Raw genomic sequence first — 25,029 nt, 5'->3', positions numbered from 1 at the left:
CCGTGCTCACTCCCCCACCGATTGTTCAGTGCGAACACCTTTTCCCCCGGAGGTTGATCCATCATGTCCATCCCCTCGCCCAGATGGTCGGGTGCGGACCCCAAGTCCCCCGTCGACGAGGAGGAGCGGCTGCGGGAACTCGGCTATCAGCCGGTTCTCGCGCGCCGCATGGGAGGCTTCGGCAACTTCGCCATCAGCTTCTCCGTCATCTCGATCCTCTCGGGATGCATGACGCTGTACGGCTTCGGCATGAACACCGGTGGCCCCGCGGTGATGATGTGGGGCTGGATCGGCGTCGGCCTGTTCGTCCTCTGCGTCGGCATGGCCCTCGCCGAGGTGACCAGCGCCTACCCCACCTCCGGCGCGCTGTACTACATGGCGGACCGGCTGGGCGGCCGTAAGTGGGGCTGGTACACGGGCTGGCTGAATCTGCTGGGTCTGCTGGGCGCGATCGCCGGTATCGACTACGGCGCGGCCCTGTTCACCGGCGCGTTCCTCAACCTCCAGTGGGGCATCGACCCGACGCCCGGCTCCACCATGATCATCTTCATGATCATCCTGCTGCTCCACGCCACCCTGAACCTCTTCGGCGTGAAGCTGGTCAGCGTGCTCAACTCCATCAGCGTGTGGTGGCACATCGGCGGTGTGGCGCTGATCGTCGGCGTGCTCGCCGTCGTCCCCAAGAACCACCAGTCCCCCGAGTACGTCTTCACGGAGTTCGTGAACGGCACCGGCTGGGAGAACCCCATCTATGTGGCGGCGGTCGGTCTGCTGCTCGCGCAGTACACCTTCTCCGGCTACGACGCCTCCGCGCATCTGTCGGAGGAGACCTCCAACGCCTCTGTCACGGCCGCCAAGGGCATCGTCCGCGCGATCTGGGTCTCCTGGATCGCCGGATTCGCGCTGCTGGCCGGTCTGACCTTCGCCATCCAGGACTACGCGGGCGCGCAGAACTCCGAGACCGGGGTGCCCCCGGCCCAGATCATGGTCGACGCGCTGGGCACCAACGGCGCCTCCGCGCTGCTGCTGATCGTGATCGTGGCCCAGCTGTTCTGCGGCAACGCCGAGGTCGCGGCCGCGAGCCGGATGGTCTTCGCCTTCAGCCGTGACAACGCGCTCCCCGGCTCGGCCCTGTGGCGCAAGGTCAGCAGCCGCACCCAGACCCCGGTGCCCGCGGTGTGGCTGTCGGTGGCCGTCCCCTGCCTGCTCGCCCTGCCCTCGCTGTACTCCTCGACCGCGTACGGCGCGGTGACCGCCATCAATGTCATCGGCATCACCCCCGCGTACGCGATCCCGATCTATCTCAAGCTCCGGGCCGGCGACCGCTTCGAGCAGGGCCCCTGGAACCTGGGCAAGTGGAGCAAGCCGATCGGCTGGATCGCGGTCGTCTGGGTGGCCCTGGTGACGGTGCTGTTCCTGCTGCCGCAGACGAACCCCGTGACCGTGGACACCATGAACTACGCCTCGATCGCCCTCGTCGCGGTGCTGACCCTGGCCACCGTCTGGTGGTTCGTGGCACGCCGCTCGTACGGCACCCCGCAGGCCTACGGCTCGGCCCGTGAGCAGGCCCAGCTGTCGGACCAGATCGTCTGACCCGCCGAAGAGACCGCGAAGGGGCCCGTCCGGCGGACGGGCCCCTTCGTCATGTCCGGCCGCCGGTCTCAGCGGATGTGGAAGAGGGGGCCGGTGAGGGTCAGACCGAGGTCATGGCCCGCGTACGAGAAGAACGCCAGCAGCATCAGCGCCGCGCCGCCCAGCGAGATCGCCTTGAGGAAGTTGACCGACTCGGTCTGCCGGGCCTGCGGATCGCTCTCCTTCCAGAAGGGATGCATCAGCAGCGCCGTCGGGAAGAGGAAGACGGCGAGCAGCAGCGCGCCGAGATCCGCCCACACACCGAGGAGCACGCTCACCGCGCCCACCAGGATCAGCACCCCGCTGCCGGCGGTGGCGGCGACGGGCGCGGGGACCCCTTTGGACTGGGCGTACCCCGCCAGGGCCCGCGTCTGGGTGAGATGACCGACGGCGGAGTTCAGAAAGAGCAGGACGAACAGGACGCGTCCGATCAGTACCAGGACGTCCATGGTGGCCTCCCGACCAACCGGCTTGAACCGCTGACTGCCCCCCGTCCAGGGTACGTCCGCTCCCTTTGGCCCGCGCGTCACGCCCGCCCCGGGTCACGGAATGAGTCCGGGCTGTCGCCGTCCGTGTGGGCGGCGATCTGGCATATGCCGATTCGAGAACGGCTCGATCGGGTGGATCGGCGCGCCGCCGAGTGGGTATGGGTCGTAGGCGCGGGCGGCTTCCTGCCATCGGCCCGCCTCGCCGGAGAGGTCTCAGGGTGAACCGGAGCGGTCTGTACGCGGTCATTGTCCCGGCGATGGCTTTTCTGAGTCTGGAAGTGACGGCCGTTCATCTCTTCCTCGACGCCGGGACGGCGGTACGGCTCTGGGCCGACGCCGCGATCGTCCTCGCCGTCGGCGGCTGCGCCTCGCTCGCCCTGTTCCACCGCCGTGAGCGGGACGGGTCCGGGGCCGGGGCCGGGGCCGGGACGGCGGCCGAGGCGGGGCACCGGCGCGGGGCGCTCGTTCACGGCACGGACCGCGAGCCCAGGGCGCGGGGCGGCGGACGGCCGGGCGGACGGCCCTGAGCCGAGGCCCGGCGAAGCCCTGACCGAGCCCCGGCCGAGCCCCGGCCGAGGCCGGATCCGGTCGGCGATCGGCCGTTTTCGGCCGTCATCACTCCCGGTCCGGCGGCGCCCGCCCGGACAGCAGCCATGATCGACACCGAATGTCTCCACTGGTCATTGGCTGAAGGAGTGCCCTCGATGCCCGCAGCACGCGTCAGTTCGGCCGTGATGACCCACCCGGTCCGCCGGGCCCAGGCAGAGGAGCTGTGCGCACGCCTCGGACTGGGCGGACTGGCGATGGACCCGGCCCCCGACGACTCCCCCTCCGCCCTGCGCACCGCGCTGGTGGCCTGGTCCCGGATAGCCGAGGGCGCCACCCATCAGCTCATGATCCAGGACGATGTGGCCGCTCCGCCGGACTTCCTGGACCTGGTGGCGCACTGCGCCGACCGTTTCCCCGGGGAGGCCCTCGCCTTCTACACCAACTGGCACGCGCGCAACGGCGCCGCCGCCCGGCTCGCCGCCCTGGCCGGGGCCGGCTGGGTGCGCGCCGTGCCGGAGGAGTTCGCCCCGACGCTCGCCATCACCCTCCCGGTCGCGCTGGCCCACGCCTTCCGCGCGTACGCGGGCCAAACCGGCGAGCGCCACGACGACGAGGTGATGGCGGCCTTCCTGCGCCAGGACGGACGGCGCAGCGCCCTGCTGGCGGTGCCCACCGTCACCGAGCACATGGGCACCAGCAGCATCAACGGGCACGCGGCCCAGGGCGTGCGCCGCGCGGTCTGCCCCGCCGAGGCCGCCGACGCCCGCCCGGCGCTCTACGAGGGCTGGGTGCTGGAGGAGCTCGACTGGCTGCCGTACATGCGGTACGGGGAGGGCTTCGTCCGGCTGCCGGGGCAGGACGCCACACCCGAGGCGCGGCACCACTTCACCTGGCGCGAGGCGCTGCCCCGCACGGGCCTGACGGAGGAGCTGATCCGGGACGCGGTGCGCGCGGAGCGCCCCGCGCGGGGCGCGGCCGAGGTGGCGGGGCTCTACGGGGAGTCCTTCGCGGACGAGTTCTGGATCCACTGTCTGATGCTGGGGCGGCAGGCGCGTCGGGCCGCGCTCCGGCACGCGCCCGGGGGCGCGACCGGGGACGGCTCCGCGGCGGGGGCGCGGCTGCGGGAGGCGGCGGTCTCCACCGTCGGCATCGCCGGGCTGCCGCCCGAGCGCCGCCCGGAGGTGGGCCAGGCGCACACGGAGCTGCTCTCCGCGTACGCCTGGAGCGCCATCAGGTGCGGAGAGGCTCTGCCGGGTCCGGGGCGGGTTCCCGCAGATCGTAGGTGATCCACACGCCGGGCTCCCAGTAGGAGGCCAGGTCGCGCGCACGGTCCACCCGCAGGGTGCTGAGCCCCTCGGGGAAGACGTACTCGCCGTCCTCGGGGAAGGCCATGCCGGTCCAGGTCTCCCACTCGGCGACCGTGCCGGTGATCCGTGAGGACTCCTCGACGCTGGCGGTGATCCTTCCTCCGAGCCGGACCTGGGCGCGGATCCAGGGGTCGAAGGGCTCACCGTCCTCGCGGGTCCAGGAGGCGTAGCGGCCGATGGGGACGAGCGGGTACCGGTGCTTCCAGATGGGGCGCACCGGCACTATCAGATGGGGCAGGCCGTCCGCGCGGGCCATGTCCGTCATCTGGGTGAGCAGTGCCTTGGAGAGGCTCCTGCCCTGGTGGGCGGGGGCCACTTCGACGCCGAGGGCGACCAGTGCGGTGGGCTTGACGCCGGCGTCGTGGGTGCGGAAGGCGGCGGCGATCGACTCGTCGAGCCCGGAGCCGAGGTCCTCCGGGGTGCCGTCCCAGGTGCGGGGCAGGGAGCGGCCCGCGCCGAGGATGTCGTCGTTCTCCTCGTCGTACAGAACGAACTGATGGTCCCCGAATTCATCGAAGAGCCGGTTCCAGTGGGTTTCGTTGATGTCCCCGTGCAGATTATATTCGGGGACGACACCGGCGAAGACCTCGGGGATTCTGTCCCAGAGTTCGGGGCGTTCGGAGTGCAGCACGACTCGCATGGTTCCTTCTTTCCTTCCCTGCTCTTCTTGCTTTTGTTGCTCTTCTTGCCCTGCGCTCACGCCTTGACGGCTTCCCAGACGATCACGATGGGAATGCCGCTCCAGGCCGCGCGCGCCGCGTCCGCGATGAATTCCTCGTAGCCGCCCGGGGCGAGCCTGCCGTTGAACACGGGCTCGAAGCAGGCACGGACGGTCAGCCCGGCGGCGGCGAACGCCTCGATGTAGCTGCTCGGGAGATGGACGTAATTGCGTACGAAGGCGAGTTTGTCGTCGCCCTCCACGAAGAGACACTGCCCCTGGAGGGTGATGACGAAGGGGTGCATGTCGGAGATGATGACGCGGCCGCCGGGGCGGACCACCCGCGCGAGTTCGGCGACGCCCGCCGAGAGGTCGGGCAGATGGGTCATGGCCAGGGTGCACAGGGCGAGGTCGACGGACTCGTCCTCCAGCGGGAGGCTCTCCAGCCGCCCTTGGCGGAACTCCGCCTCCGGGGCCTTCTCGGCGGCGCGCGCCAGCATCTCGGGCGACTGGTCGACGCCGATGACGCGGTGGCCGCGGGCGGTCAGGGCCGCGGTCTGCCGGCCGGTGCCGCAGGCGGCGTCGAGCGCGGTGCCCACCGGGCCCGCGTCCAGGAGCTTGTGGACCACCGGCTCCTCGACCTCGATGTAGGAGCTGGGCAGGGAGTCGTAGACCTTCGACCAGGCCGCGTACCCGGCGGAGGCGTCCAGCTCGCTCACCGCGGACCCGCCGTCGGGCAGCCCTTCGGGCGCTCCGTCGGCGGTCTCGGCCGCGAATTTCCTGATCTCCGCGACCCGTTCGTTCAGGAAGCCCTCGTCCGCGTCCATGGCGGTGCGGAGCAGAGCGAGGCCTTCGATGCCCAGGACCAGTTCCCTGACTCGGAATTCATTACTCATGGGGATCCTCTCAAGGGGGGTTTCAACCTGTTCATTCGCGCTACCCAGAACGCCGTATCCACATTCCCCCATCCATTTTTCTTGGCCTGAACCGGCCAAGGAAAGGCTGATCTCCTCCACTTGGTTGTTGTAGGGGGAATCGTCTTTTAGCATCGGGCCGGACATGTGCCGCGAAGAGCGCGGACGGTCACTGGGAGGGCAAATGATAGAAGGTTATGTGAACCGTGAAAGCGTGACGGCCGGCGAGGTCCTCACGCTCCATGTCTCGACCGACTCGGACGAATTCAGGGTGCGTTTCTACCGGTTGGGCGGCGAACTCTCCTTCCTGGCGGAGTCCGAGCCGTTCCCCGGGGAGTTCAAGGCTCCGCCGCCGCATCCGGACGGGGGCGCCCCGCTCGCATCGCCCGCCGTGGGCTGGGACTTCCCGGCGTACTCCTTCCGGACTCCGGAGGACTGGACGCCGGGGATCTATCTCGCCCATCTCATCGAGGGCGACGAGTCGTCGGCCAGGGCGGCCCCGCTGCTGGACGACACCGGGATCGAGGGCTTCGCCCGGGAGTTCTTCGTCGTCAGACCGCGCGATCCGGGCCGGCACGGACGGATCCTGTACAAGAAGTCGACGTACACCCGGCACGCGTACAACCAGTCGAACAACGAGGGCGTGTCCCGCACCTGCAATCTGTACGAGAATCCCGTCTATCAGGAGGCCTCGGACGGCGAGCCGCGCGGGCACCGGCTGAGCCTGCACCGGCCGGGCGGGGTCATCGACCTGGCCTACTGGGACGCTCCCTTCATCGCCTGGCTGGAGCGCTGCGGCTACGCGGTGGAGTACTGCACCGATCTCGATCTGCACGAGGACCCGGATCTTCTCGCGCCCTACGATCTGCTGCTGAGCGTCGGGCACGACGAGTACTGGAGCGAGGCGATGCGCGACCATGTCTTCGCCCATGTGCGCTCGGGCGGCAATGTGGCGTTCTTCAGCGCCAACACCTGCTGGTGGCGGGTGCATCCGGTGGACGGCGGCAGCGCGTTCGTCTCGGACACCGACCACCGGGTGGGTCAGGAGTATCCGCATCTGCCGGCCACGGATCTGTGGTGGCCCCGGCCTCCCGAGGGCGTCGGATCGCCGGAGAACTCGCTGACCGGGGTGAGCTTCCGCAACGGCGGCATGTGGCCCGGCGACTGGCCGGGCGACCGGCCGCGCGCCGGATACACCGTGCAGCACACCGATCACTGGGTCTTCGAGGGGACGGGGCTGCGGGACGGCTCGGACGGCGGGGAGCCGGACGCGCTGGGCGCGGGCACGGCACTGATCGGGTACGAGTGCGACGGCGCGGCCTTCGCCTACGACGGGCAGGGCGTCGCCCGGGCGACCGGCGCGGACGGCACCCCGGACTCCTTCCTGATCCTCGGGATCTATGTGCTGGATCCGGTGAACGAGAGCTTCCACGATCTGAAGTGGGGTCACTGGAACTGCCCGGAGCGGGAGCCGTCGCGGACGGGACCCCGGGCCGCGACCATGGGGATCCACACGGCGGGCGGCACGGTGTTCGCCGCCGGTACCACCGACTGGTCCGTGGTGTGCGGCCTGGAGCTGGACGCCGGGGTGGTCCGGGTGACCCGCAATGTGCTGGACCGGCTCTCGCACCGGGCTACAGCAGTCCGGTGAGCGCGTGCAGGGTGGTGATCCGCGCCGCCCCCTCGGGCAGCGGCGGGGCCGAGCCCTGCACGGCCCGGTCGGGCCGCCACAGATGGACTGCGCGCATCCCCTGGGCGAGCGGACCCACCACGTCCGGCTCCCACATGTCCCCGACGAAGAGCGACTGCCCGGGGGCGGTGCCGCACGCGTCGAGCACGGCGCGGTAGATGAGCGGATGCGGTTTGCGCGCCCCGGCCCGGGCGGAGCTGACGACGGTGTCGACCAGATCGCCGATGCCCGCCTCGTCCACCGCGCGGTCCAGGTCCCAGAACCAGTTGGAGCAGATCGCGACCGTCAGGCCGTGCTCGCGCAAGCGCGCGAGCACGGCCCGTACATCGGCGAAGAGTTCCAGCCGCAGCCGCTTGATCGCCGTGTCGATCTCGGCGGCGAGATCGGCCGCCTGGTCCTTCGGCACTCCCCTCTCCAGCGCGCGCAGCCGCAGCCGCTCGCGCTCCCAGCGCCGGTAGGACTCCTCGTCCGTGGAGTGGGCGAGATGCTCCTCCCCGTCGCCGGGCCCCGCCGACCACTGGTCGCCCCAGCGCGCGGCGGCCTCATGCAGCCCCCGGCGCAGAAAGAACGGCTCGTGGCTGGGCGGCAGGGGCGGCACCATACGGACGAGCGTGCCGTAGAAGTCAAAAATCACTGCCTTGACATCGGACGGGCCGCAAGGCCGTATGGCGCCCACGGTGGATCAGTACCGTCCGTGCCGGCGGGGGAAGTAGTCCTGGCAGTCGCCGTCACGCTCGATGTCGACGGTGGCGCAGTGCAGTCCGCCGCCGAAGGGGCCGACGGCCCGGAAGGGCACCGGCACGATCTCGAAGCCGTAGGCGGCCAGCTGCTCGGAGAGGCGGACCTCCTTCTCCTCGATGCACAGCGTGTTCTGATCCAGGTTCAGCATGTTCCCGGCCAGCCAGGGGCTGCAGTAGGAGAGCTTGGGCGGATGGTCCCAGCTCGCCGGCTGGACCGCCTCGATGATCTCCCAGTCGTTGAGCTTGAAGAAGTCCATCAGCTCCTGGTCGGCGAGGCGTTCGCCGCAGTGCAGCACCAGACCGGGCCGGAGCGGGACCCAGGTGGCGTCGATGTGCAGGGGATGGGTGTTGGTGGAGGTCACCGCGTGCACTCGGTGGTCGGGGTAGTGGCGCTTGAGCCACTGGTAGCCGCTGCGATTGGTGACGAAGGACAGCTGGACGAAGAGATCCTTGCCGAATCGCGCCACATCGGCGGCGTCGAAGAGGGGCTCCTCCTCGGTGAGCACCAGGTCGTAGTCGCGGACCTTCGCGAGCTGCACATCGGTGGGCAGATCGTTGTAGGTGTCCCAGAAATCGGTGTGGTAACTGGCGTCGGTCAGCCGCGGCTTGGGCGCGGCCTCCCAGCGCATGCGCTCGTCGGACTGGAACAGCTCCTGGAGGATCGGCCGGTAGGCGAGGTACTCGTGCCATCGGCTGCGGTACGACATGGTCGCTTCCAGGACCTCGTTGCCCACGGTGAGCAGGATGTCCCGAGGGGGCATACACCCGGACATCGTCTCCTGCTCCCAGTCCGGGGTGGAGACCTTCTGGTTGAAGTCGACCGGGGTCGGCCGGTCCACCCGGATGCCGCGCTCGCGCAGCATCTCGGCGAAGTCGTCGAGCTGTTCATTGGCCTCGGCCGTCATCTCGGCCGGCATCGGTCCGTAGGTGCCCAGAGGGAACCCGTCGTCCGGGAAGTCGCGTCGCACCGCTGGTTCCGGCGCCTGCACCACGGCCTTGTCGGCCCTGCCGACGATGACATGGCGCAGTGGGTCCCAGCCGTTCCACGAGTTGACCCGTATGGGCCTGGTGGCTGATTCGCCAGTCGTTGTGCCGTGCTCAATCACGTGCCAACACCCTTCGATAGGTGACGCGGGAGACACCAGGAGAAAAATGAGTCAGGAGAGGTGCCACCGTCAAGGGTGCCCAAGTGGCGCATCCTAGTGTTTTGCGTCAACTAAGAACGGCTGATCCGCTCCCCCACGTGCTTCCCTCTCTCGCTCACCCGCCTGGCCGGGGGGCTGTACTCAGCAAGAACGTTCAATAATTCGGTGATCCATCCTGGCCAAAAAGCGCCTCACGGGTAGTTTGCCGCTCTTCCCTGGGTAGATACGAGCCCGGTTCAGCCCGCACTCGAAAGGTGGAGACCCATGCCCTGGCGCTTATCCCGCTTCACCTCGGCCGTTGGCACCGTCGCACTCGCGGCCACGCTCGCTTCCTGCACTTCCGGCGGGACCGGGGGCTCGCCGGACGCCGCGAGCCAGAAGGGCGGTCTGACGGTCTGGCTGACCGTGGACGCCCGGGAGAGCTGGCCCGATCTGGTCGCCACCACGAACAAACGATTCGCCGACCGATATCCGAATATCGATGTGAAGGTTCAGTACCAGCAGTGGACCAGCAAGAACCAGAAGATTGACGCGGCCTTCGCGGGCCAGGACGTACCAGATGTAGTCGAGATGGGCAACAGTGAAACCACCAACTACATTGTCAACGGTGCGTTCAGCCCCGTCCCGAAGGAAGATTTCGACCATTCCGCTGAATGGCTCCCAGCGCTTTCGGACGCGTGTCAGTGGAAGGGCGAGACTTACTGTGTGCCCTACTACGCGGGCGCGCGCGTGGGCATCTACCGCACCGATCTGCTGAAGAAGGTCGGGGTCACCGAAGCCCCGCGAACCTACGGCGAGATGCTCTCCGTCCTGGACAAACTGAAGGCGAAGTTCGGTTCCACCGACAAGAACTTCTCCGCCTTCTACATGCCGGGCCGTTACTGGTCCGCCGCGATGGCGTGGGTGAAGGACGCCGGCGGCGAGATGGCCGTCGAACGCGACGGCCGCTGGCACGGCGCGCTCTCCTCCCCCGAGTCCGTCGCCGGGCTCACCAGCTGGAAAAAGCTCATCGACGACTACTACGTCGGCGACCGCTCCAAGGACAACGCCGACGAGCCCGGCGTGGTCGGCCAGGGCAAGGTCGGCATGTTCTACGGCAATACCTGGGAGGCGAACGCCGCCGCCGATCCCCGCTCCGGCGGCAACCCCGCCCTCCGCGGGAAATTCTCGACCTTCGCCTTCCCCGGCCCCTCCGGCGAGCTGATGCCGCCCTTCCTCGGCGGCTCCCTGCTCGCGATCCCGGTCAAATCGAAGAAGCAGCAGCTGGCCCAGGAATGGATCAAGCTGTTCACCGACCGGAGCTCACAACAGCAGCTGATCAAGGCCGAGACCCTGCCCAACAACACCGTCCAGCTCCGCGACGTGCCCGCCGACGGCATCAACGGAGCCGCCGCGCTCGCCGCCGAACGGGGCTGGGTCACCCCGCTCGCCCCCGGCTGGGTCGCGGTGGAGAAGTCGAACATCCTGCCCTCGATGCTTCAGGACATAGCGACGGGCAAGAAGAGCGTGCGCCAGGCGACGCAGGACGCCGACCGGGAGATCGACAAGATCGTCAACGAGAACTGACGGCGGCCCACGAGAGCCACAGACGCCCGCGCACGACGACGCGAGGAGCCTCGCCCGCATGGTGACCGCAGGTCCGCCGCGCCCCTCCGGCGCGCCCTCCGCACGCCCGCACCCCGTCCGACCGCCCGCCGGAGGGCGGGGCTCCAGGGCCGGCCGGCCCCCGTCGGCGGCGCGGCGGGCCGTCCCGTACCTCCTCATCGCCCCGACCGTGCTCGCGCTCCTCGCGGTCCTCGGCTATCCGCTGGTCGATCTGGTGACGCTGTCGTTCCAGGACATGACCCGCAGAGAGCTGTTCGCGGGGACCGCGCCGCCGTGGGCGGGGCTCCAGCAGTACCGCGCCATCGCGGCCGACCCGTTCTTCTGGGAGGTCGTCGGGCGGACCGCGCTCTTCACCGTGGCGTGCGGCGTGGTGACCATGACGGCCGCGATGCTGGTCGCCCTGCTGATGCGCCGGGTCTCGCCCTGGGTGCGGGCGACGATGGCCGGTGTCCTGGTCGCCGTGTGGGCGATGCCGGTGATGGTCGCGGCCTCCGTCTTCCGCTGGCTGGTGGACGCCGACCACGGGGTCGTCAACTGGCTGCTGGGACGGCTGCCCGGGGCGGACTTCGCCAAGCACAACTGGTTCGAGAACCCCTGGCAGGGGTTCACCGTGATCGTCGCGGTCGTGGTCTGGGGGGCGCTGCCCTTCGCCGCCATCACCCTTCAGGCCGCTCTCACCCAGGTGCCGCCGGAGCTGGAGGAGGCGGCGCGGGTGGACGGCGCGAGGCCCTCGCAGGTGTTCCGGCACATCACCTTCCCCGTCATCAAACCCGCGTTCGTGATGGTGACGACGCTGACCGCGATCTGGAACTTCGGCGTCTTCAACCAGATCTGGCTGATGCGGACCGGTCAGCCGGAGAAGGACTACTACCTGCTCGGCGTCTACTCGTTCATCGAGTCGTTCGCCGTGAACCGCTACAGCAGCGGTGCGGCCATCGCGGTGGTCACCGTGCTGCTGCTGCTCGTCGGGGCCGTCGTCTACGTCCGTCAGCTCGTCAGGATGGGAGAGGCCGAGTGAGCGTCACATCCCGTTCCACATCTCGCTTCACGTCTCGCTCCACACCCCGCCCCGCACCCCGCTTCACGTCCCGCTTCACCACCCGCGCCCGGCGCGGGGCCGGCCGCCGATCGCGGCGGGCCGATCTGCTGGGGCTGCTCTTCTGCGCCGTGATGGCCTTCCCCGTCTACTGGATGCTCCTCACCGCGTTCCGGCCCGCCTCCCAGATCCGCAGCGACCCGCCCTCCTTCTGGCCCTCCGAACCGACCCTGGAGCACTTCCGCCGCGCCATGGAGTCCGAGACCTTCTGGTCCAGCGTCCGCGCGAGCGCCCTCATCGGCGCGGGAACCGTGGTGATCTCGCTGCTCATCGGGGTGCTGGCCGCCTATGCCCTGGCCCGGTTCGCCTTCGCCGGGCGCAAGGCGTTCATCCTGGTGATCCTCTCCGTGCAGATGATCCCGCTGGCGGGCCTGATCATCCCGATCTATCTGCTGCTCAGCGACGCCGGGCTGACGGACAGTCTGACCGGGGTGATCCTGACCTATCTGGTCTTCATGCTGCCCTTCACCGTCTGGCTGCTGCGCGGATTCATCGCGGGCATCCCGGTGGAGCTGGAGGAGGCGGCGATGGTCGACGGCTGCACCAGGGGGGCCGCCTTCCGGCGGGTGCTGCTGCCCCTGCTCGCGCCCGGGCTGGTCGCCACCTCCATCTACTCCCTGGTGCAGGCGTGGAACGAGTACGTCCTCGCCTATGTACTGCTCTCCAGCACCGACAAGCAGACCGTCAGCATCTGGCTGGTGTCCTTCCAGACCAGCTTCGGCACCGACTACGGAGCGCTGATGGCGGGAGCCACGCTCACCGCGCTGCCGGTCGTCGTCTTCTTCATGTTCGTCCAGCGCCGGGTGGCCGCCGGCCTGGCGGCGGGAGCCGTCAAGGGGTGACCGCCGAAGGCCCGCGCATCGCGCGGCGCCGGCAATGAGCGCCCGACGCACAGGGCGCGGGGGCGGTGTGCGCACCGCCCCGCCGAAATACCGAGAACACCTGGGCCGTCCGGCCCGGTTCTCTTGACCAGCAGGAGATCATTTTGACGTTCGACCGTCTTGACCTGGTGTCCAAGCTGTATCAGCCCTCCGGTTGGCCCCGGGTTCTCGAAGCGGCCGCGGGACAACGTTCCTCGGGACCGCTGGTGGTGGATCTCGACCCGACGACGTTCTGCGATCTCGCCTGCCCGGAGTGCATCAGCGGCAAGCTGCTGAACCAGGGGCGGTTCACTCCCGAGCGGCTGGCCGAACTGGCCGAGGAGCTGATCGAGATGTCCGTGCGGGGCGTGGTCCTCATCGGCGGCGGGGAGCCGCTGGCCCACCGGGGCACCCGCAATGTTCTGCGCGTCCTCGGCGAGGCCGGGGTCGCCATCGGCGTCGTCACCAACGGCACGATGATCAATCAGAATCTGGACGAGCTGTCCCAGTACGCGTCCTGGGTGCGGGTGTCGATGGACGCCGGGACCAGTGAGACGTACGGGGTGTTCCGGCCGGACCGCAAGGGCCGCAGCGTCTTCGACAAGGTGATCGGCAATATGCGGCTGCTGGCCGGGGTCAAGAAGGGCGCCCTCGGCTACTCGTTCCTGGTGATGACCCGCCGGCTGCCGGACGGGACCATGGTGAGCAATCACCACGAGGTGCTTCAGGCGGCGCGGCTGGCCCGGGACATCGGCTGCGACTACTTCGAGACCAAGGCGATGTTCGACGACGGCCACCATGTGATCCAGGTGGCCGAGGACATCCTCAAGTCCGTCGACGAGCAGCTGGCCGAGGCCGAGCAGTGGGCGGACGGCTCCTTCGAGATCATCAACTCCTCGACCCTGACCTCGCTCAGGAACCGGGTGGGGGCGGTGCAGCCGAAGGATTACCACCAGTGCAAGGTGGCGGAGCTGCGGACGCTCATCACCCCGTCCGGGGTCTATGTCTGCTCCTACCACCGGGGCAACTCCCAGGCGAAGATAGGCGACGCGGTCACCGAGCGGCTGCCGGACATATGGAAGAACTCGGACCGAGGGGTCATCGATCCGAGCCGGGACTGCCTCTTCCACTGCGCGCGCCACCGCTCCAATCTCGAAATGGACAAGATCGCGACCGAAGCGGTGACGCCCGAGATGGGCGGTGACTACGACCCCTTCCTCTGACCCCTGCCCGCCGGATCAGATAGGACCGGCCGCCGCCCGGGTGGGAATCACCCGGGCGGCGGGGCGGACCTCCGCCAGCGCCCGCCGCAGCACGGCCGTCCGGTCCGGGAGATCCTCCTGGCGGCAGACGCCGACCAGGGCCCCGCCGCCGCCCGCGCCGCTGAGTTTCAGCCGCAGACCGGCGGCGCGCAGCGCGGCCGCGCGCAGCTCCTCCAGGACCGGGGTGGACATCCCCTGCTGATCGCGCATGGTGGTGTGGGCCCGGTCCATCGCGGCGGTGAGCCCGTCGAGATCGCGCGCGCCGATCGCGGCCCAGGCCTCGTCCGAGGCCCGGTCCGCCTCCTTGAGATAGAGCGCGAGCGCGGGATCCCGGTCGGCGAGCTGTGTCCGTACGACACGGATGTGGTCGCTGGTGTCCTTGCGGGTCGCCGAGTCCACCACCAGCACGGCCCACTCCTCGGGGAAGGTCCGGCGCTCCAGGATGTCGGGCAGCCCGGTGGAGCGGCCCGACAGCAGCAGTGCGCCGCCCTCGATGACGGCCAGATGGTCCATCCCGCCGCCGTTGAAGTGGGCGAACTCGAACTCGTACGCCCACTGGGCGAGGGTCGCGAGGGGAATGCCCGGCGGGCGGGCGGTGCTCTGCCCCGTGTGCGCCGCGTACGCCGTGTAGGCGCGGAAGAGGCCCACGATCAGGGCGGTCGAGGAGGACAGCCCGCTGGCGGCGGGCGCTTCGCTGTGGACGGCGACGGCGGGCGGCTCCGGTCCGAGACCGGCGATCCTTCCGCGCAGAAACTCCCACACCTGGCCGGACCAGCCGCCGCCCCCGCCACCCCCGGCCCCGGCCGCCGGAGCGGCCGGGGCGGGGGCGGGGGCGGTGCCGGCGGAGGTGGTCTCGACGGCGGTGGTCAGATCCAGGGCGAGGCTGACGGAGCGGCCGCCGAGCCAGTCCAGATCCTCACCGGACAGACAGGCCCGGCAGGGCACCACCGCGCGTATCGCCTCCGACGTGTTCACCGTGCCTGGAACCTTCCGGTCGATTCGAACTCTCGGAGCATCTCCAGCACCACGGCGGTCGGCGGGTGGAGCGGGCTCGGGACGTCGCCCGGGTCGCGGAACTCCGCCCGGAGCACTTCGCCCGGTCCCGGCACCAGCTCGCCCGACCAGCTCAGGGCCAGGAAGCAGAGGGCGAAGCAGTGGGTGACATCGCCGTTGGGGTAGGTGAGCGTGTGCACCCCGGGGTCCGAGAGCGACCCGAACGGGATCAGGTCCTCTCTCCGTACCCGCAGTCCCGTCTCCTCCTGGAGCTCCCGTACGGCGGTGGAGGCGAAGTCACCGCCCTCCTCGCACGCGCCGGCGGGGATCTCCCAGACGCCCGTGTCGGCGCGCTGCTGGAAGAGCACCCGTCCGCCGCCGTCCCGCAGCAGTACCTGCGCGCCCGGGACGAGGAGTGTTCTGCTGCCGACCGCCTGACGCAGCGACCAGATGTAGGAGCCGGTGTAACTCATCGGTGCACGGCCTTCCTCGGTGCGCGGCCGGTCCCCGGCCGTCTGCGCCAAAGGTGTCACGCGGCCTTCTCCGTGAGCCAGTTCGGCACCGCCTCCGGGGTGGCGGTCAGCCAGCGCACATAGCGCTCCACGCCTTCCGCCACGGTGATGCCGGGCTTCCAGCGCAGCAGTTCGGCGAGCCGGGCGGTCGACGCGTAGCCGCCGAGCGGGTCGTCGGCCGGGCGGGGGGTGATGACGAACTCGGAGCCGGGGAAGTGCGGGGCGATCAGCTCGCCCACCTCCCGCACCGAGGTCGGGACGCCGCTGCCGACGTTGACGGTCTCGCCGACCACCCGGTCCTCGACCAGCGCGAGCGCGGTGGCGGCCGCGATGTCGTCGACATGGACGAGGTCGCGCACCTGGACGCCGCCGCCGTTGAGCCGCATGGGCAGTCCGAGCCGGGCGTGCATGGCCAGCCAGGCCACCATCCAGGAGTGGCTGCCCGGCTTGGGGACCTGGGGGTCGCCGTAGACGGAGAAGTAGCGCAGTACGGAGTATTCGGTTCCGGTGCCGCCGAGCATCAGCCGGGTCTGGTGCTCGGCCCAGAGCTTGGAGTTGGCGTACACCGACAGCGGGTGCGGGGGCTGGTCCTCGGCGAAGATCTGCGCGCCGTCGGCGGGGGCGACGCCATTGCCGTAGACGGCGGCCGATGATATGAGAACGAAGCGCCGCACATCGGCGGCGGCGGTTTCCTCCAGGACGACCTCGGTGCCCTCGATATTCGCCTTGAAGGCGATATCGGGACGGCGGGTGCAGGCGGCGACATCAGCGAAAGCGGCGGCATGGACGACATAATCGGCATCGCGCAGTACATCACGCACCCGCTCCCGGTCGCGGATGTCGCCGACGACCAGTCGTGAGGCCGTCTTCTGAGCGCCGAACAGCTCATGCGTGGAATCCGGATAGGCGTCCATCCGGTCGAGTACGGTGACTTCCGCATCGGCCCCGCGCAGCAGGGCGGTGAGTCTGCTGCCCACCAGCCCGGCGCCGCCGGTCACCACCACTCGGGCACCGCTGAGCTTCTCCAGTCGGGAAGCGACGGATTCGGTGGCCCCGGCGGCCTCGGTACCTTCGGCATCGGCCTTCACAGTCATGCGGACTCCTCTATTGGTGATACGCATGTGGTTCACGCGCTGCCAGCATGACGATCATCGTCGGCTGAAACCAGGGTGCCTTTTCGGAAGCCCCGCAGCCTTCAAATGCCCCACCGTACTGTCCGAAATCAAATGGTCGGCGGAGAACGCGGACGCGGAAATCCGCCGCCTGCCAGGAACCAGAGCACGGAGGACCTGTGACGCGTTATCGCATCAGCGGCGCGGTGATGACCCACCCCAAGCGCCTGCCGGCCGCGGAGAGACTCGCCGCGTCGGCTCCCCCCGGAGCCTTGAAAGTGGTAATGGATCCCGATCCGGCCGGAAAGCCGTCGGTGCTCCGCACCGCGCTGGCGGCGTGGTCCTCGATCGAGGAGGGCGCCACTCATCAACTTGTCGTCCAGGACGACATGATTCTCTCCGACGCGTTCTTCGAACGGGCCCGCGCGGCGGTGGAGGAAATGCCGGACGCCGCGCTCGCCCTGTTCGCACTGTGGGATTCGCGCAACGGCGCGGCCGTGCGCTTCGGCGCGATGGCGGGAGTGCGCTGGGTCGGCGCGGTCAATGAGTACTTCCCCTGTGTGGCCATCATTCTGCCCCGGCGGGTCGCCGCCGGGTTCGTGGAATACGGCAGACGGCGTCTCGACGCCTGGCCGGACGACATCCTCATGTATCAGTATCTGCGGGCCAACCGGATCCCCGGCTATGTGTCGGTGCCCAGCTTCGCCGAACACGAGGACCACGGCAGCATTTCCGGGAACGCTTTCCGCGGGCCGCGCCGATCGGTGTGCTTCCTCCCCGACGACCGTCCCGGGGACGAGGGGTCGCGGCTGGAGGGCCTGCGGGTCATTCCCTTCTTCAAGCACGGGGTCGCGCAGTGCACGGTAAGAGTGGAAGGGCCGGGTCCGGAACGATGGCTGCATCTGGAGTGCGAGGACTATCTGGAAGGATCCGGGATACGCGTAGGAAGTCTTGAACCAGCCAAGTCGGGGTTGACCGAAGCAGTAGATCAAGAGGCTGTTCGGGGTACCTGGCTGACCGCCTTCACCATGGGATTCGTCCATCGGCGGGAGGGAAGAGGCACCGACCTTTCCCAGACACCCGCCTGCGCCGAGGCGCTCGCCACCATCGGCCCCGGCGGAGTGAGCCACCATCGGAGCGAGGAGCGGATCGCCGAGATGCGCGAGAGCCTGGCCGAGATCGCCCGGGCCGGCGTCGAGGCGGGCATCGAGGCCGCCGGACGATCCCTCACCGCCGCCCGGCCCACGCGCGGGGGCCCGGACCACGAGATCGGACTCCTCGGCGGGGCCACCCTGCTCGGCGAGCACATCCTGCGCGGTCTCGCCGACCGGGGCCACCGGGTCACCGCCGTCACCACCTCGGACGGACGGCTCGACGGCCTCGACACACTGATCGACCTCCGCCCGCTGGGAGCCGGCGACGGCGCGGGAGCGCATGTCGTGGTGCGCTCCCTGGACCGCGTCACCGGAACCGGCCGCTCCAGAACCGCCCTGTACACCGGCGATCTGTACGGTCCCGGCTGTTCGCTGGACTCACCGATCGGCCGCATGGTGTGGAGCGCGCTCCGCAGTCATCCGGTGGTCCTCACCGACCCTCCGGGCGAGGGACTGCGGCCCCTGCACACCACCGACCTCATCGCGGCGCTCTCCCACGCGCTGCGCACTCCTCCCGCCCCGCGCTCGCTCCTCCTCCCCGACCCCGACCCCGTCGGCGTGCGCGAACTCGCCGAGAAGGTACGGGCGGCGGTCCGCCCGGTGCCCGTCGAGACCGTCGACGCCCCGCCCGCCACCCGGCCCCCCTCGGCCCCGCTCCCGGCCCGGGCCCCCGCCCCGGCCCCGGGGCGGCCCGCGGAGTGGAAGCCCTCCATGGATCTCCATCACGGACTGCACACCTTCGCCCAGTGGCTCGCCTACGAGGGCATCCGGTACGCGTCCGAGTGATCGCCCGACACCCGGCGACGGGGCCGGGGCCGTACCGGAAAGCACACGGTACGGCCCCGGCCCCGGCCGGGCCCGCGGTAGACACGGGGTCCGCTCCCGCCACGTCGATCAGGACCAGATCTCATGACGAGCACACAGCCACAGCCACAGCCACAGCCTCCGGGCTACGCGTTCGACAACGACAACGGGCACGCCGGGGAGCAGCATCGTGCTCTGACCGCCGGTTACGACGGGCTCAGCGTCGGCCGGCTGGCCGGCCTGGGACTCCGGGACGGCCTCCGCTGTCTGGAGGTGGGCGCGGGCGGCGGCAGCGTAGCGCGCTGGCTCGCGGCCAGGGTCGCGCCCACCGGTTCCGTGCTGGCCACCGACATCAAGCCGCACCACATCGCGCCGGCCGAGGGGCTGGAGGTGGCGGTCCACGACATCACCCGGGATCCACTGCCCGAATGCGCCTTCGACGTCATCCACGCGCGGCTGGTGCTGCTGCATCTGCCGGAGCGTCTACAGGTGCTCGAACGCCTGGTGCGGGCTCTCAGACCGGGCGGCCGGATCCAGCTCGACGATTTCGACGAGACGACGTACGGCCCGCTCATCCCGCTGGGCGGGCTGCGCGGCGGGGACGCCGCCGAGGTGTACGCCACCTACATCGCGGCCAAGCAGCGCCTTCTGGAGGCCGCGGGGGTCGATCTGACCTGGGGCCGTTCCATGGCCGCCGCCATGGAACAGGCCGGGCTGACCGACATCGACACCGAACCGCACGTCCAGTCCTGGCGCTGCCACTCCCCCGGCACCGCGCTCCAGATCCACAACACCCACCATCTGCGGACCCGGTTCCTCGCCGTCGGCGTCACCGACGAGGATCTCCGCGCCGCCCGCCGGGTGATGAGCCATCCCCACTTCCTCGCGGCCTCCTGTCTCATGTACTCCGCCCAGGGGCGGCGCCCGTACTGACCCCGCCCGGCGAGCGAATCCCGGGGGACGGTTCAGATCTCGGTCATCACCTGGTCCAGGGATTTGCGCACCAGGTCGGGCACCTCGCAGTCCGGGGCCGGATAGCCGACCGGGATGACGGCGAAGGCCTTCTCGTTGGCCGGGCGGCGGAGGACCTCGGAGAGGAAGCGCATCGGGCTCGGGGTGTGCACGAGCGCGGCGAGGCCGGAGAGATGGAGTGCGGTGAGCAGCATGCCGACGGCGATGCCCACGGACTCGTCAACGTAGTAGTGCTTGCGCTTCTCGCCGTCCTCGCCGAGCCAGTAGCGCTGCTGGAAGACGACGATCAGCGCGGGGGCGTCGGTGAGATGCGGTTTGACGCGGTCGGTGCCGAGCGGGCGCAGGGCGGCCAGCCACTCCTCGCCGAGACGGCCGTCGTAGGAGAGGCGTTCCTCCTCCTCGGCCGCCTCCCGGATCCGCCGCCGCACCTCCTCGTCCTGGACCAGGACGAAGGTCCAGGGCTGCTGATGGGCGCCGGAGGGGGCGGTGGCCGCGCAGGCGATGGCGTCCTTGACCACCTGCGCCGGGACCGGGTCGGCGGCGAACTGCCGTACCGTACGGCGCTCGTCCATCCGGGCGCGCAGCTCCGCCGCGCGGGCGAGGGAGTCGGCCGGGTCGGTCCTGCCGGGCCGGTAGGGAACGGGGCGATAGGGGTCGCCGTGGATGGGGCTCCAGCGCTGTTCTGATGTGGACATGCAGGAGAGTGTGCCGGGTGGCGCGGCCGAGCGGCAGGGGGCGCGGGGGCACGAGGGGCGCGGGGGCACGAGGGGCGCGGGGGCACGAGGGGCGCGGTCAGTCCTCCTCGCCGAGCAGTGCCGCGTACCGTCCCAGCTCACCGGGGCGCAGCAGCCGGGCCTCGCGCTGGAACTGGCGGGCGGCCCCGCGCACGATGTGGCCCATGCCGATCTCGGTGCTGCCGCCGTCGGCGGCGGCCAGCGCGGCGGTGCGGGCGGCGGCGCTGATGCCCGCGCCGGTCATGTCCAGCCGGGAGAGCGCGTCCAGGTCCACATCCGGCCCGAGCGGAGCCTGTTGGGGAAAGGCCAGCCGCCAGAGTCTGCGCCGCTCGGGGATGCCGGGGCGGGGGAAGTGGATCACGAAGTGGAAGCGTCGGGTGAAGGCCGGGTCGATATTGTCCTTGAGGTTGCTGGTGAGGATCACCAGTCCTTCGCTGGCCTCCAGGCGTTGCAGCAGATAGCCGACTTCGAGGTTGGCGTACCGGTCGGTGCCGTGCTTCACCTCGCCGCGCTTGCCGAACAGCGCGTCGGCCTCGTCGAACAGCAGCACGGCATGGCTCTCCTCGGCCTGGCGGAAGGCGTCCTCCATGTTCTTCTCCGTCTCGCCGACCCATTTGGAGACGACCTGGGAGAGGTCGACCTTGAGCAGTTCGAGGCCGAGCATGCCGGTGACGATCTCGGCGGACATCGTCTTGCCGGTGCCGGGTTCGCCGGTGAAGAGGGCCTTCACCCCGCCGTGCGCCGAGCGGCGGGCGAATCCCCAGGTCTCGGCGATCCGGGGCCAGCTGCGGAAGGCCGAGGCGATCTCCAGGATCTGCTGTGACTGGGCCTCGGGCAGGACCAGATCGGCGGCCGTGCGCCGGGGCACGATCGACTGGACGCCGCTGCCGCCGCGCCCCCGGGTCACCGTGGCGATGGCGGGCGCGACATGGCGGGCGATCGGCTCCGGGCGGCCGTTGCCCGCGAGCCTGGCCCCGGCGTCGGCGACGGACGCGACCGCGCGCAGTTCGCGGCCACTCATCCGGTAGCGGACGGCGAGATCCTCCAGGAGCGTTCCGCCGAGGCCGGGAAGGGCGGCCGACCACATCGCGCGCCGCTCGTCGAGCCCCGGCACAGGCAGGGTCAGTTCGGCGTAGGACCGCGCGGCGAGCAGCCCTTCGGGCCGCCAGGGGGCCAGACCGGTCAGACAGACCGGGACGCGTGAGCGAAGCAGGGCGAGGGCCGTCTCGGCGGCGCTCCGGCCGCCGGGCGGGCCGCGCAGCTCGTCGGCGGGGATCCACAGCAGCGCGCCGAGCGCGGCGGCCGTGCGCAGATCGTCCTCGATGTCGTGGGCGAGGGTCCGCAGGGGCAGGCCAGCCACCCGGGCGAGCGCCCGCGCCGCGTCGGGCTGACCGCCGGGCGGGCAGCCCCAGAGCCCGGCCAGGTCGATGTCGCCCGTGCCCAGCGCGCGGCCGAGCCGGACGAGCCGGTCGGAGGCGAGATACGGCGAGAGGTAGGGCGAGAGAAGCGGCGACGGCGGGTGCGGCTCGGGCCCCGCGACCTCGCCGGGGTCGTGGCCGAGCAGTCCCGGGTCGCCGCCCCAGCCGAGCAGATACTCGAAGACGCCCGGGGCGAGGACCAGTTCCCGGGCGAGGTCGACGGGGGCGTCGCCGTGGGGGCGGAGCAGGCCGTATCTGCGCAGGGGGCCCGCCGGGCCGAGCGCGCGCCGCCGGGCGAGCCGGGCCGCCGGGGTGTCGGGGCCGACCGCCGTCAGGAGTTCCACACAGGGCAGCCGCCGGTTGAGGTTGTCGACGATGTAGGCGTAGATCCGCTGGTATCCCGGGTCGAGTTCGGGCGCGGCGACCAGCAGCAGCGCGTCCTGCTCGGCGCGGCTCAGACCGAAGCGGGCGGCGAGCGCGTCCAGGGGGAGGGTCGCGCCCCCGGCGGCGGCCCGGCGGCGCAGCTCCCGTTCCGCCTCGGCCTCCGCCTCCGCCCCCGCTTTCTCATCCGCCTCGGCGTCCGGGGTGTCGGGTTCGGTCAGGGTCTCGGCGAGGATGTCCGCCTCTTCGAGGAGGACGGCGGCCTGTTCGTCGGTCACGCAGTACGGGACGAGATCCGGTCTGCTGAGCCGGGCGGTGATCTCCGCCTGGCGTTCGACGGCGGCGCGCAGCGCCCGGTGCAGCGCGGTGAGCCTGACGCTCAGGTGTTCCCGTGCCCATCGGTCCGGTGCCGGTCGGTCCATGTCGCTCACCCGCCCGAGAAGGTCAGGCTCCGGCCGCCCAGCCACACCACGTCGGGCACGTCGGCGAGGAGACCGGAACGGAGGAGGTCCGCGTGGCGGCGGCCCAGCGGGATGCGCACCCTGACGGCCTCGGGGCCGAAGCGGACGGTGGCGTCCAGGTCGGCGAACCGGAGCAGGGCCGCGAGCGGGTCGGGGGTCTCCCGGTCGCGCCAGAGCGTCCAGGCGACGGTGCTCAGGCCGAGCGCCGCCGCCAGGGTGACGCAGCGCTCCAGGCCGCCGTCCTCGGCGAGGGGCACGGCCCGGCGGTCGTCGACGAGCGCGCGGGCGAGTTCGGTGAGCCGGGCGGTGTGCCCGGGCAGCGCCGCGGCCAGCCGGGGGTCCGGTGGCGCGCCCCGCGCGCTCCACACCGGGGTGCGGCCGGGCAGTCTGCGCACCGGGTCGCCGCGCAGCGGCCGCAGTCGGGTGAGGAAGGGGACGCCCGCCGCCGCGAGTTCGCCGAAGGTCCCGGGGGGCAGGGGTCCTTCGCAGATCAGCACGGGGGGACTGCCGCAGAGCCGCCAGTACGGAAGCAGTTCGGCCGCCCGGTCGGCGAAGGCGACGGGGAACAGGCCCTGGGCGTCGACCAGCAGCAGCCGGTCCCCGGCCCCTGTGATCAGGAGTGGGTCGGCGGGGTCGTGGCCCCGGCAGACCGCCAGCGCGAGCACCCCGTCGAGCACCGGGAGCGCGGGGCCCACGAGCCGGGCGAAACGGGTCAGCCGCTCCTCGGGCACGGGCGGGTCGAGCCCGGCGAAGACGGCCGCGGTCTCGCTGTCCCGCTCGGCCCGCCGCCAGCCGCGCCCGGTCGCGCCCAGGACCTTGTACGCCAGCGCGGCGGCGAACAGGGAAGCCTCCTCGGCCAGTTCCACACCGGCCAGCGCGGGTCCCAGCGCGTCGAGATAGCCGATCCGCGCGAGCGGCCCGGCGAGCAGGAACGGCAGTACGGACCCGACTCGCGCCTCGCCCCGCGCGGTGGGGGCGAGGCCGCCCGCGGCCCGTCCGTCGGCGGTCTCGTGCCCGGCGGTACGGGGGAACTCCGGGCCGTGATCGGCGGAGCCGGGCCGCGCATCGGCCGGGGGCCGCTCCGCGGCCGGTCCTGGCTCGGTCCTCCCAGGTAGGACGCCGTCCTCCTGGCCGGGCGTGGCGTCCACCGCTTCGGGGAGAGGGGCGGCGGTGGGCCGGTGCGCCGCGCCGGTGGGCGGCGGTACGAGGGCGGTGGCGGCGTGCCCGGCGAGGAGGCGGGCCAGGGCGGTGAGGTCCTCGCTCCCGGCGAGGGGGACGAGAAGACGGGCGAGGGCGAGGAGATCGTCCTCCGCCGGAGCATCGGGGGCGGTGGAGGCGGCAGCAGCCGGCGTGGCCGCGTCGGCCGGGTCGGCCGGGGCGTTCGGCGTCGGGGCGGGCCCGTTCGCAGCCGCGCGCCGGGCGAGTTCCGTCAGCAGCAGGGCCGCCGCCGGTTCGTCGGCCCGGAGCAGCGCGAGCAGATAGACCCGTACCGAGGTGTCCGGCAGCAGCGCCAGCAGGGCGTCGAGTTCGCGGCGTTCGGAGAGTTCGGCGAAGAGCGCGGCGACCGCCGGAGGGGACCAGGAGAGCCCCGCCGCCGCGAGGGACTCGTCGAACGGCGTGGGGTCGTCGCCCGGCGTACCGGCCGGGGAGACGGCGGCCGGTACGGGTTCCGGCGGTGCGGTGACCCGTACGTCGAGGAGCGGCGCCGCGCTCCCGGAGCCGTGGTCCGCGCGGGCCCGGACCGTCACGGTGACCGGTTCGGTGATCTCCGTGTCCGGTCCCTCGCCGGTCAGCCGGTCCGCGAAGTGGTCGGCGAGCAGCTCCGGGAGGGCGTCGAGGGCCCGGTCGACCAGGCCCTTGGGGTCGGGTCCCCAGCTCCATCCGCCGTGCCGGACCACCGTCACCGTGCAGCGCCGCACGGTGATCTCCTCGGTGGTCCGGGAGACGGGTGCGGTCACTGTGCCTCCGCCCCGGTGAGCCGGCCCGCCCAGCCCGCGACCAGGACCAGGAGACCGTGCCGGCTTCCCGCCTCCAGGGTCACGGGGAGGGTGACGGCGCTCTGCCGGTCCGGGATCTCCCCGGTGAGCACATGGGTGTCCTCGCCGTCGGAGATCAGCGCGAGCACGGGGGTGACGCGGTTCACGGCGAGCGGCAGGGTCACGGTGAGGCCGTCGGCGGCGAGGGCCAGCCCCTCGCTCCAGGCGGCCAGCCGGAGCAGGGTGGGCCGGGGTCTGCCGTCGGGCGCGTCGACGCCGAAGGCCAGCGGGTCGGCGAGGACGCCGGGTTCGTCGTCGGCGGCCACGGCGGCCAGCCGCCGGTCCGGCAGGGAGAGGGAGACGGTGCGGCCCGCGCCGAGGGAGACCCGGACCGGCAGCGCGGGGCCGACGAGTTCGGCCACATCGGTGGGCGCGGCCGCGCCGGTCAGGGTCAGCGCGCCCACCACATGGCCGGTGTCGGCGACGTACACGGCGGTCAGGCTCAT

22 protein-coding genes are annotated in these 25,029 nt (G+C 71.1%); 10 read left to right on the top strand and 12 right to left on the bottom strand.

Going from position 1 to position 25,029, the window contains the following annotated elements:
- Window positions 1–63 precede the first annotated feature (63 nt).
- Window positions 64–1,593 (top strand): amino acid permease, encoded by a 1,530-nt coding sequence (locus IE247_RS18800; protein ID WP_190124317.1) that lies wholly within the window; start codon window positions 64–66, stop codon window positions 1,591–1,593.
- A gap of 68 nt (window positions 1,594–1,661) precedes the next feature.
- Here the strand turns inward: IE247_RS18800 and IE247_RS18795 are convergent, their stop codons facing one another.
- On the bottom strand, window positions 1,662–2,081 hold the full coding sequence (locus IE247_RS18795; RefSeq protein ID WP_190124316.1) for a DoxX family protein: 420 nt from the start codon (window positions 2,079–2,081) through the stop codon (window positions 1,662–1,664).
- A gap of 296 nt (window positions 2,082–2,377) precedes the next feature.
- On the opposite strand from IE247_RS18795, the gene IE247_RS18790 reads away from it, so the two are divergent.
- Both IE247_RS18790 and IE247_RS18785 read left to right on the top strand, forming a co-directional pair.
- Window positions 2,378–2,647 carry a hypothetical protein gene (locus tag IE247_RS18790; RefSeq protein ID WP_190124315.1) on the top strand — a complete coding sequence of 90 codons (270 nt, stop codon included), beginning with the start codon at window positions 2,378–2,380 and terminating at the stop codon, window positions 2,645–2,647.
- Between the two features lie 177 nt (window positions 2,648–2,824).
- The gene (locus IE247_RS18785) at window positions 2,825–3,955 is read left to right on the top strand and encodes a hypothetical protein (protein WP_190124314.1); all 1,131 of its coding nucleotides are present in this window, start codon (window positions 2,825–2,827) and stop codon (window positions 3,953–3,955) included.
- On the opposite strand, the gene IE247_RS18780 is transcribed toward IE247_RS18785, so the two are convergent.
- Window positions 3,900–4,676, bottom strand: coding sequence for a GNAT family N-acetyltransferase (locus tag IE247_RS18780; protein WP_190124313.1), 777 nt, complete (start codon window positions 4,674–4,676; stop codon window positions 3,900–3,902). The genes IE247_RS18785 and IE247_RS18780 overlap by 56 nt on opposite strands.
- Window positions 4,677–4,732: 56 nt before the next feature.
- On the bottom strand, window positions 4,733–5,590 hold the full coding sequence (locus IE247_RS18775; RefSeq protein WP_190124312.1) for a class I SAM-dependent methyltransferase: 858 nt from the start codon (window positions 5,588–5,590) through the stop codon (window positions 4,733–4,735).
- A gap of 217 nt (window positions 5,591–5,807) precedes the next feature.
- Here IE247_RS18775 and IE247_RS18770 point away from each other — a divergent pair, with 217 nt between their 5' ends.
- Window positions 5,808–7,259 (top strand): N,N-dimethylformamidase beta subunit family domain-containing protein, encoded by a 1,452-nt coding sequence (locus tag IE247_RS18770; protein WP_229869211.1) that lies wholly within the window; start codon window positions 5,808–5,810, stop codon window positions 7,257–7,259.
- On the opposite strand, the gene IE247_RS18765 is transcribed toward IE247_RS18770, so the two are convergent.
- Together IE247_RS18765 and IE247_RS18760 are read right to left on the bottom strand one after the other, a co-directional pair.
- Window positions 7,243–7,932 (bottom strand): HAD family hydrolase, encoded by a 690-nt coding sequence (locus IE247_RS18765; RefSeq protein ID WP_268247213.1) that lies wholly within the window; start codon window positions 7,930–7,932, stop codon window positions 7,243–7,245. The two genes, IE247_RS18770 and IE247_RS18765, sit on opposite strands and share 17 nt — an antisense overlap.
- A 48-nt stretch (window positions 7,933–7,980) precedes the next feature.
- Complete coding sequence (locus tag IE247_RS18760) at window positions 7,981–9,144, bottom strand: serine/threonine protein kinase (protein ID WP_190124309.1); 1,164 nt, start codon at window positions 9,142–9,144, stop codon at window positions 7,981–7,983.
- Between the two features lie 303 nt (window positions 9,145–9,447).
- Between IE247_RS18760 and IE247_RS18755 the strand changes: the two genes are divergently transcribed.
- The 4 genes from IE247_RS18755 (at window position 9,448) to IE247_RS18740 (ending at window position 13,967) form a co-directional block, all read left to right on the top strand.
- Window positions 9,448–10,749, top strand: a complete 1,302-nt coding sequence (locus IE247_RS18755) for an extracellular solute-binding protein (RefSeq protein ID WP_190124308.1) — start codon at window positions 9,448–9,450, stop codon at window positions 10,747–10,749.
- 58 nt (window positions 10,750–10,807) lie between these two features.
- A complete protein-coding gene (locus IE247_RS18750) occupies window positions 10,808–11,806 on the top strand; it encodes a carbohydrate ABC transporter permease (protein WP_190124307.1) in 999 nt (332 codons plus the stop codon).
- Complete coding sequence (locus tag IE247_RS18745; RefSeq protein ID WP_308433248.1) at window positions 11,803–12,726, top strand: carbohydrate ABC transporter permease; 924 nt, start codon at window positions 11,803–11,805, stop codon at window positions 12,724–12,726. The genes IE247_RS18750 and IE247_RS18745 overlap by 4 nt, the downstream gene beginning before the upstream one ends.
- 143 nt (window positions 12,727–12,869) lie before the next feature.
- Window positions 12,870–13,967 carry a radical SAM protein gene (locus tag IE247_RS18740; RefSeq protein ID WP_190124306.1) on the top strand — a complete coding sequence of 366 codons (1,098 nt, stop codon included), beginning with the start codon at window positions 12,870–12,872 and terminating at the stop codon, window positions 13,965–13,967.
- Between the two features lie 15 nt (window positions 13,968–13,982).
- Here IE247_RS18740 and IE247_RS18735 read toward each other — a convergent pair whose 3' ends face one another.
- From IE247_RS18735 to IE247_RS18725, 3 genes are read right to left on the bottom strand one after another with little or no spacing between them, the layout of a single operon-like run.
- A complete protein-coding gene (locus IE247_RS18735) occupies window positions 13,983–14,981 on the bottom strand; it encodes a GHMP family kinase ATP-binding protein (RefSeq protein ID WP_229869210.1) in 999 nt (332 codons plus the stop codon).
- A complete protein-coding gene (locus IE247_RS18730; RefSeq protein WP_190124305.1) occupies window positions 14,978–15,472 on the bottom strand; it encodes an NUDIX domain-containing protein in 495 nt (164 codons plus the stop codon). The genes IE247_RS18735 and IE247_RS18730 overlap by 4 nt, the downstream gene beginning before the upstream one ends.
- A 56-nt stretch (window positions 15,473–15,528) precedes the next feature.
- Complete coding sequence (locus IE247_RS18725) at window positions 15,529–16,605, bottom strand: NAD-dependent epimerase/dehydratase family protein (protein WP_190124304.1); 1,077 nt, start codon at window positions 16,603–16,605, stop codon at window positions 15,529–15,531.
- A gap of 302 nt (window positions 16,606–16,907) precedes the next feature.
- Between IE247_RS18725 and IE247_RS18720 the strand changes: the two genes are divergently transcribed.
- The gene (locus IE247_RS18720; RefSeq protein WP_190124351.1) at window positions 16,908–18,563 is read left to right on the top strand and encodes an NAD-dependent epimerase/dehydratase family protein; all 1,656 of its coding nucleotides are present in this window, start codon (window positions 16,908–16,910) and stop codon (window positions 18,561–18,563) included.
- A 123-nt stretch (window positions 18,564–18,686) separates the two neighbouring features.
- Window positions 18,687–19,514 (top strand): class I SAM-dependent methyltransferase, encoded by an 828-nt coding sequence (locus tag IE247_RS18715; protein ID WP_190124303.1) that lies wholly within the window; start codon window positions 18,687–18,689, stop codon window positions 19,512–19,514.
- Between the two features lie 32 nt (window positions 19,515–19,546).
- Here the strand turns inward: IE247_RS18715 and IE247_RS18710 are convergent, their stop codons facing one another.
- The 4 genes from IE247_RS18710 to IE247_RS18700 all read right to left on the bottom strand — a co-directional run bounded on the left by IE247_RS18710 (window position 19,547) and on the right by IE247_RS18700 (window position 25,029).
- Window positions 19,547–20,248: a nitroreductase family protein gene (locus IE247_RS18710; RefSeq protein WP_190124302.1), complete on the bottom strand. Its 702-nt coding sequence runs from the start codon at window positions 20,246–20,248 to the stop codon at window positions 19,547–19,549.
- 97 nt (window positions 20,249–20,345) lie between these two features.
- Entirely contained in the window at window positions 20,346–22,508 is a 2,163-nt protein-coding gene (locus tag IE247_RS34400) for an ATP-binding protein (protein ID WP_229869209.1), read from the bottom strand.
- Between the two features lie 5 nt (window positions 22,509–22,513).
- A complete protein-coding gene (locus IE247_RS34395) occupies window positions 22,514–24,505 on the bottom strand; it encodes a hypothetical protein (RefSeq protein ID WP_229869208.1) in 1,992 nt (663 codons plus the stop codon).
- Window positions 24,502–25,029: a hypothetical protein gene (locus IE247_RS18700; protein WP_190124301.1), complete on the bottom strand. Its 528-nt coding sequence runs from the start codon at window positions 25,027–25,029 to the stop codon at window positions 24,502–24,504. Before IE247_RS18700 ends, IE247_RS34395 begins: the two co-directional genes overlap by 4 nt.

Origin of the sequence: Streptomyces inusitatus, from assembly GCF_014651115.1 — a bacterium.
Lineage (GTDB): Bacteria > Actinomycetota > Actinomycetes > Streptomycetales > Streptomycetaceae > Streptomyces > Streptomyces amakusaensis.
The sequence above is the reverse complement of the archived record's forward strand: the minus strand, read 5'-3'. Positions and strand labels throughout refer to the sequence as shown.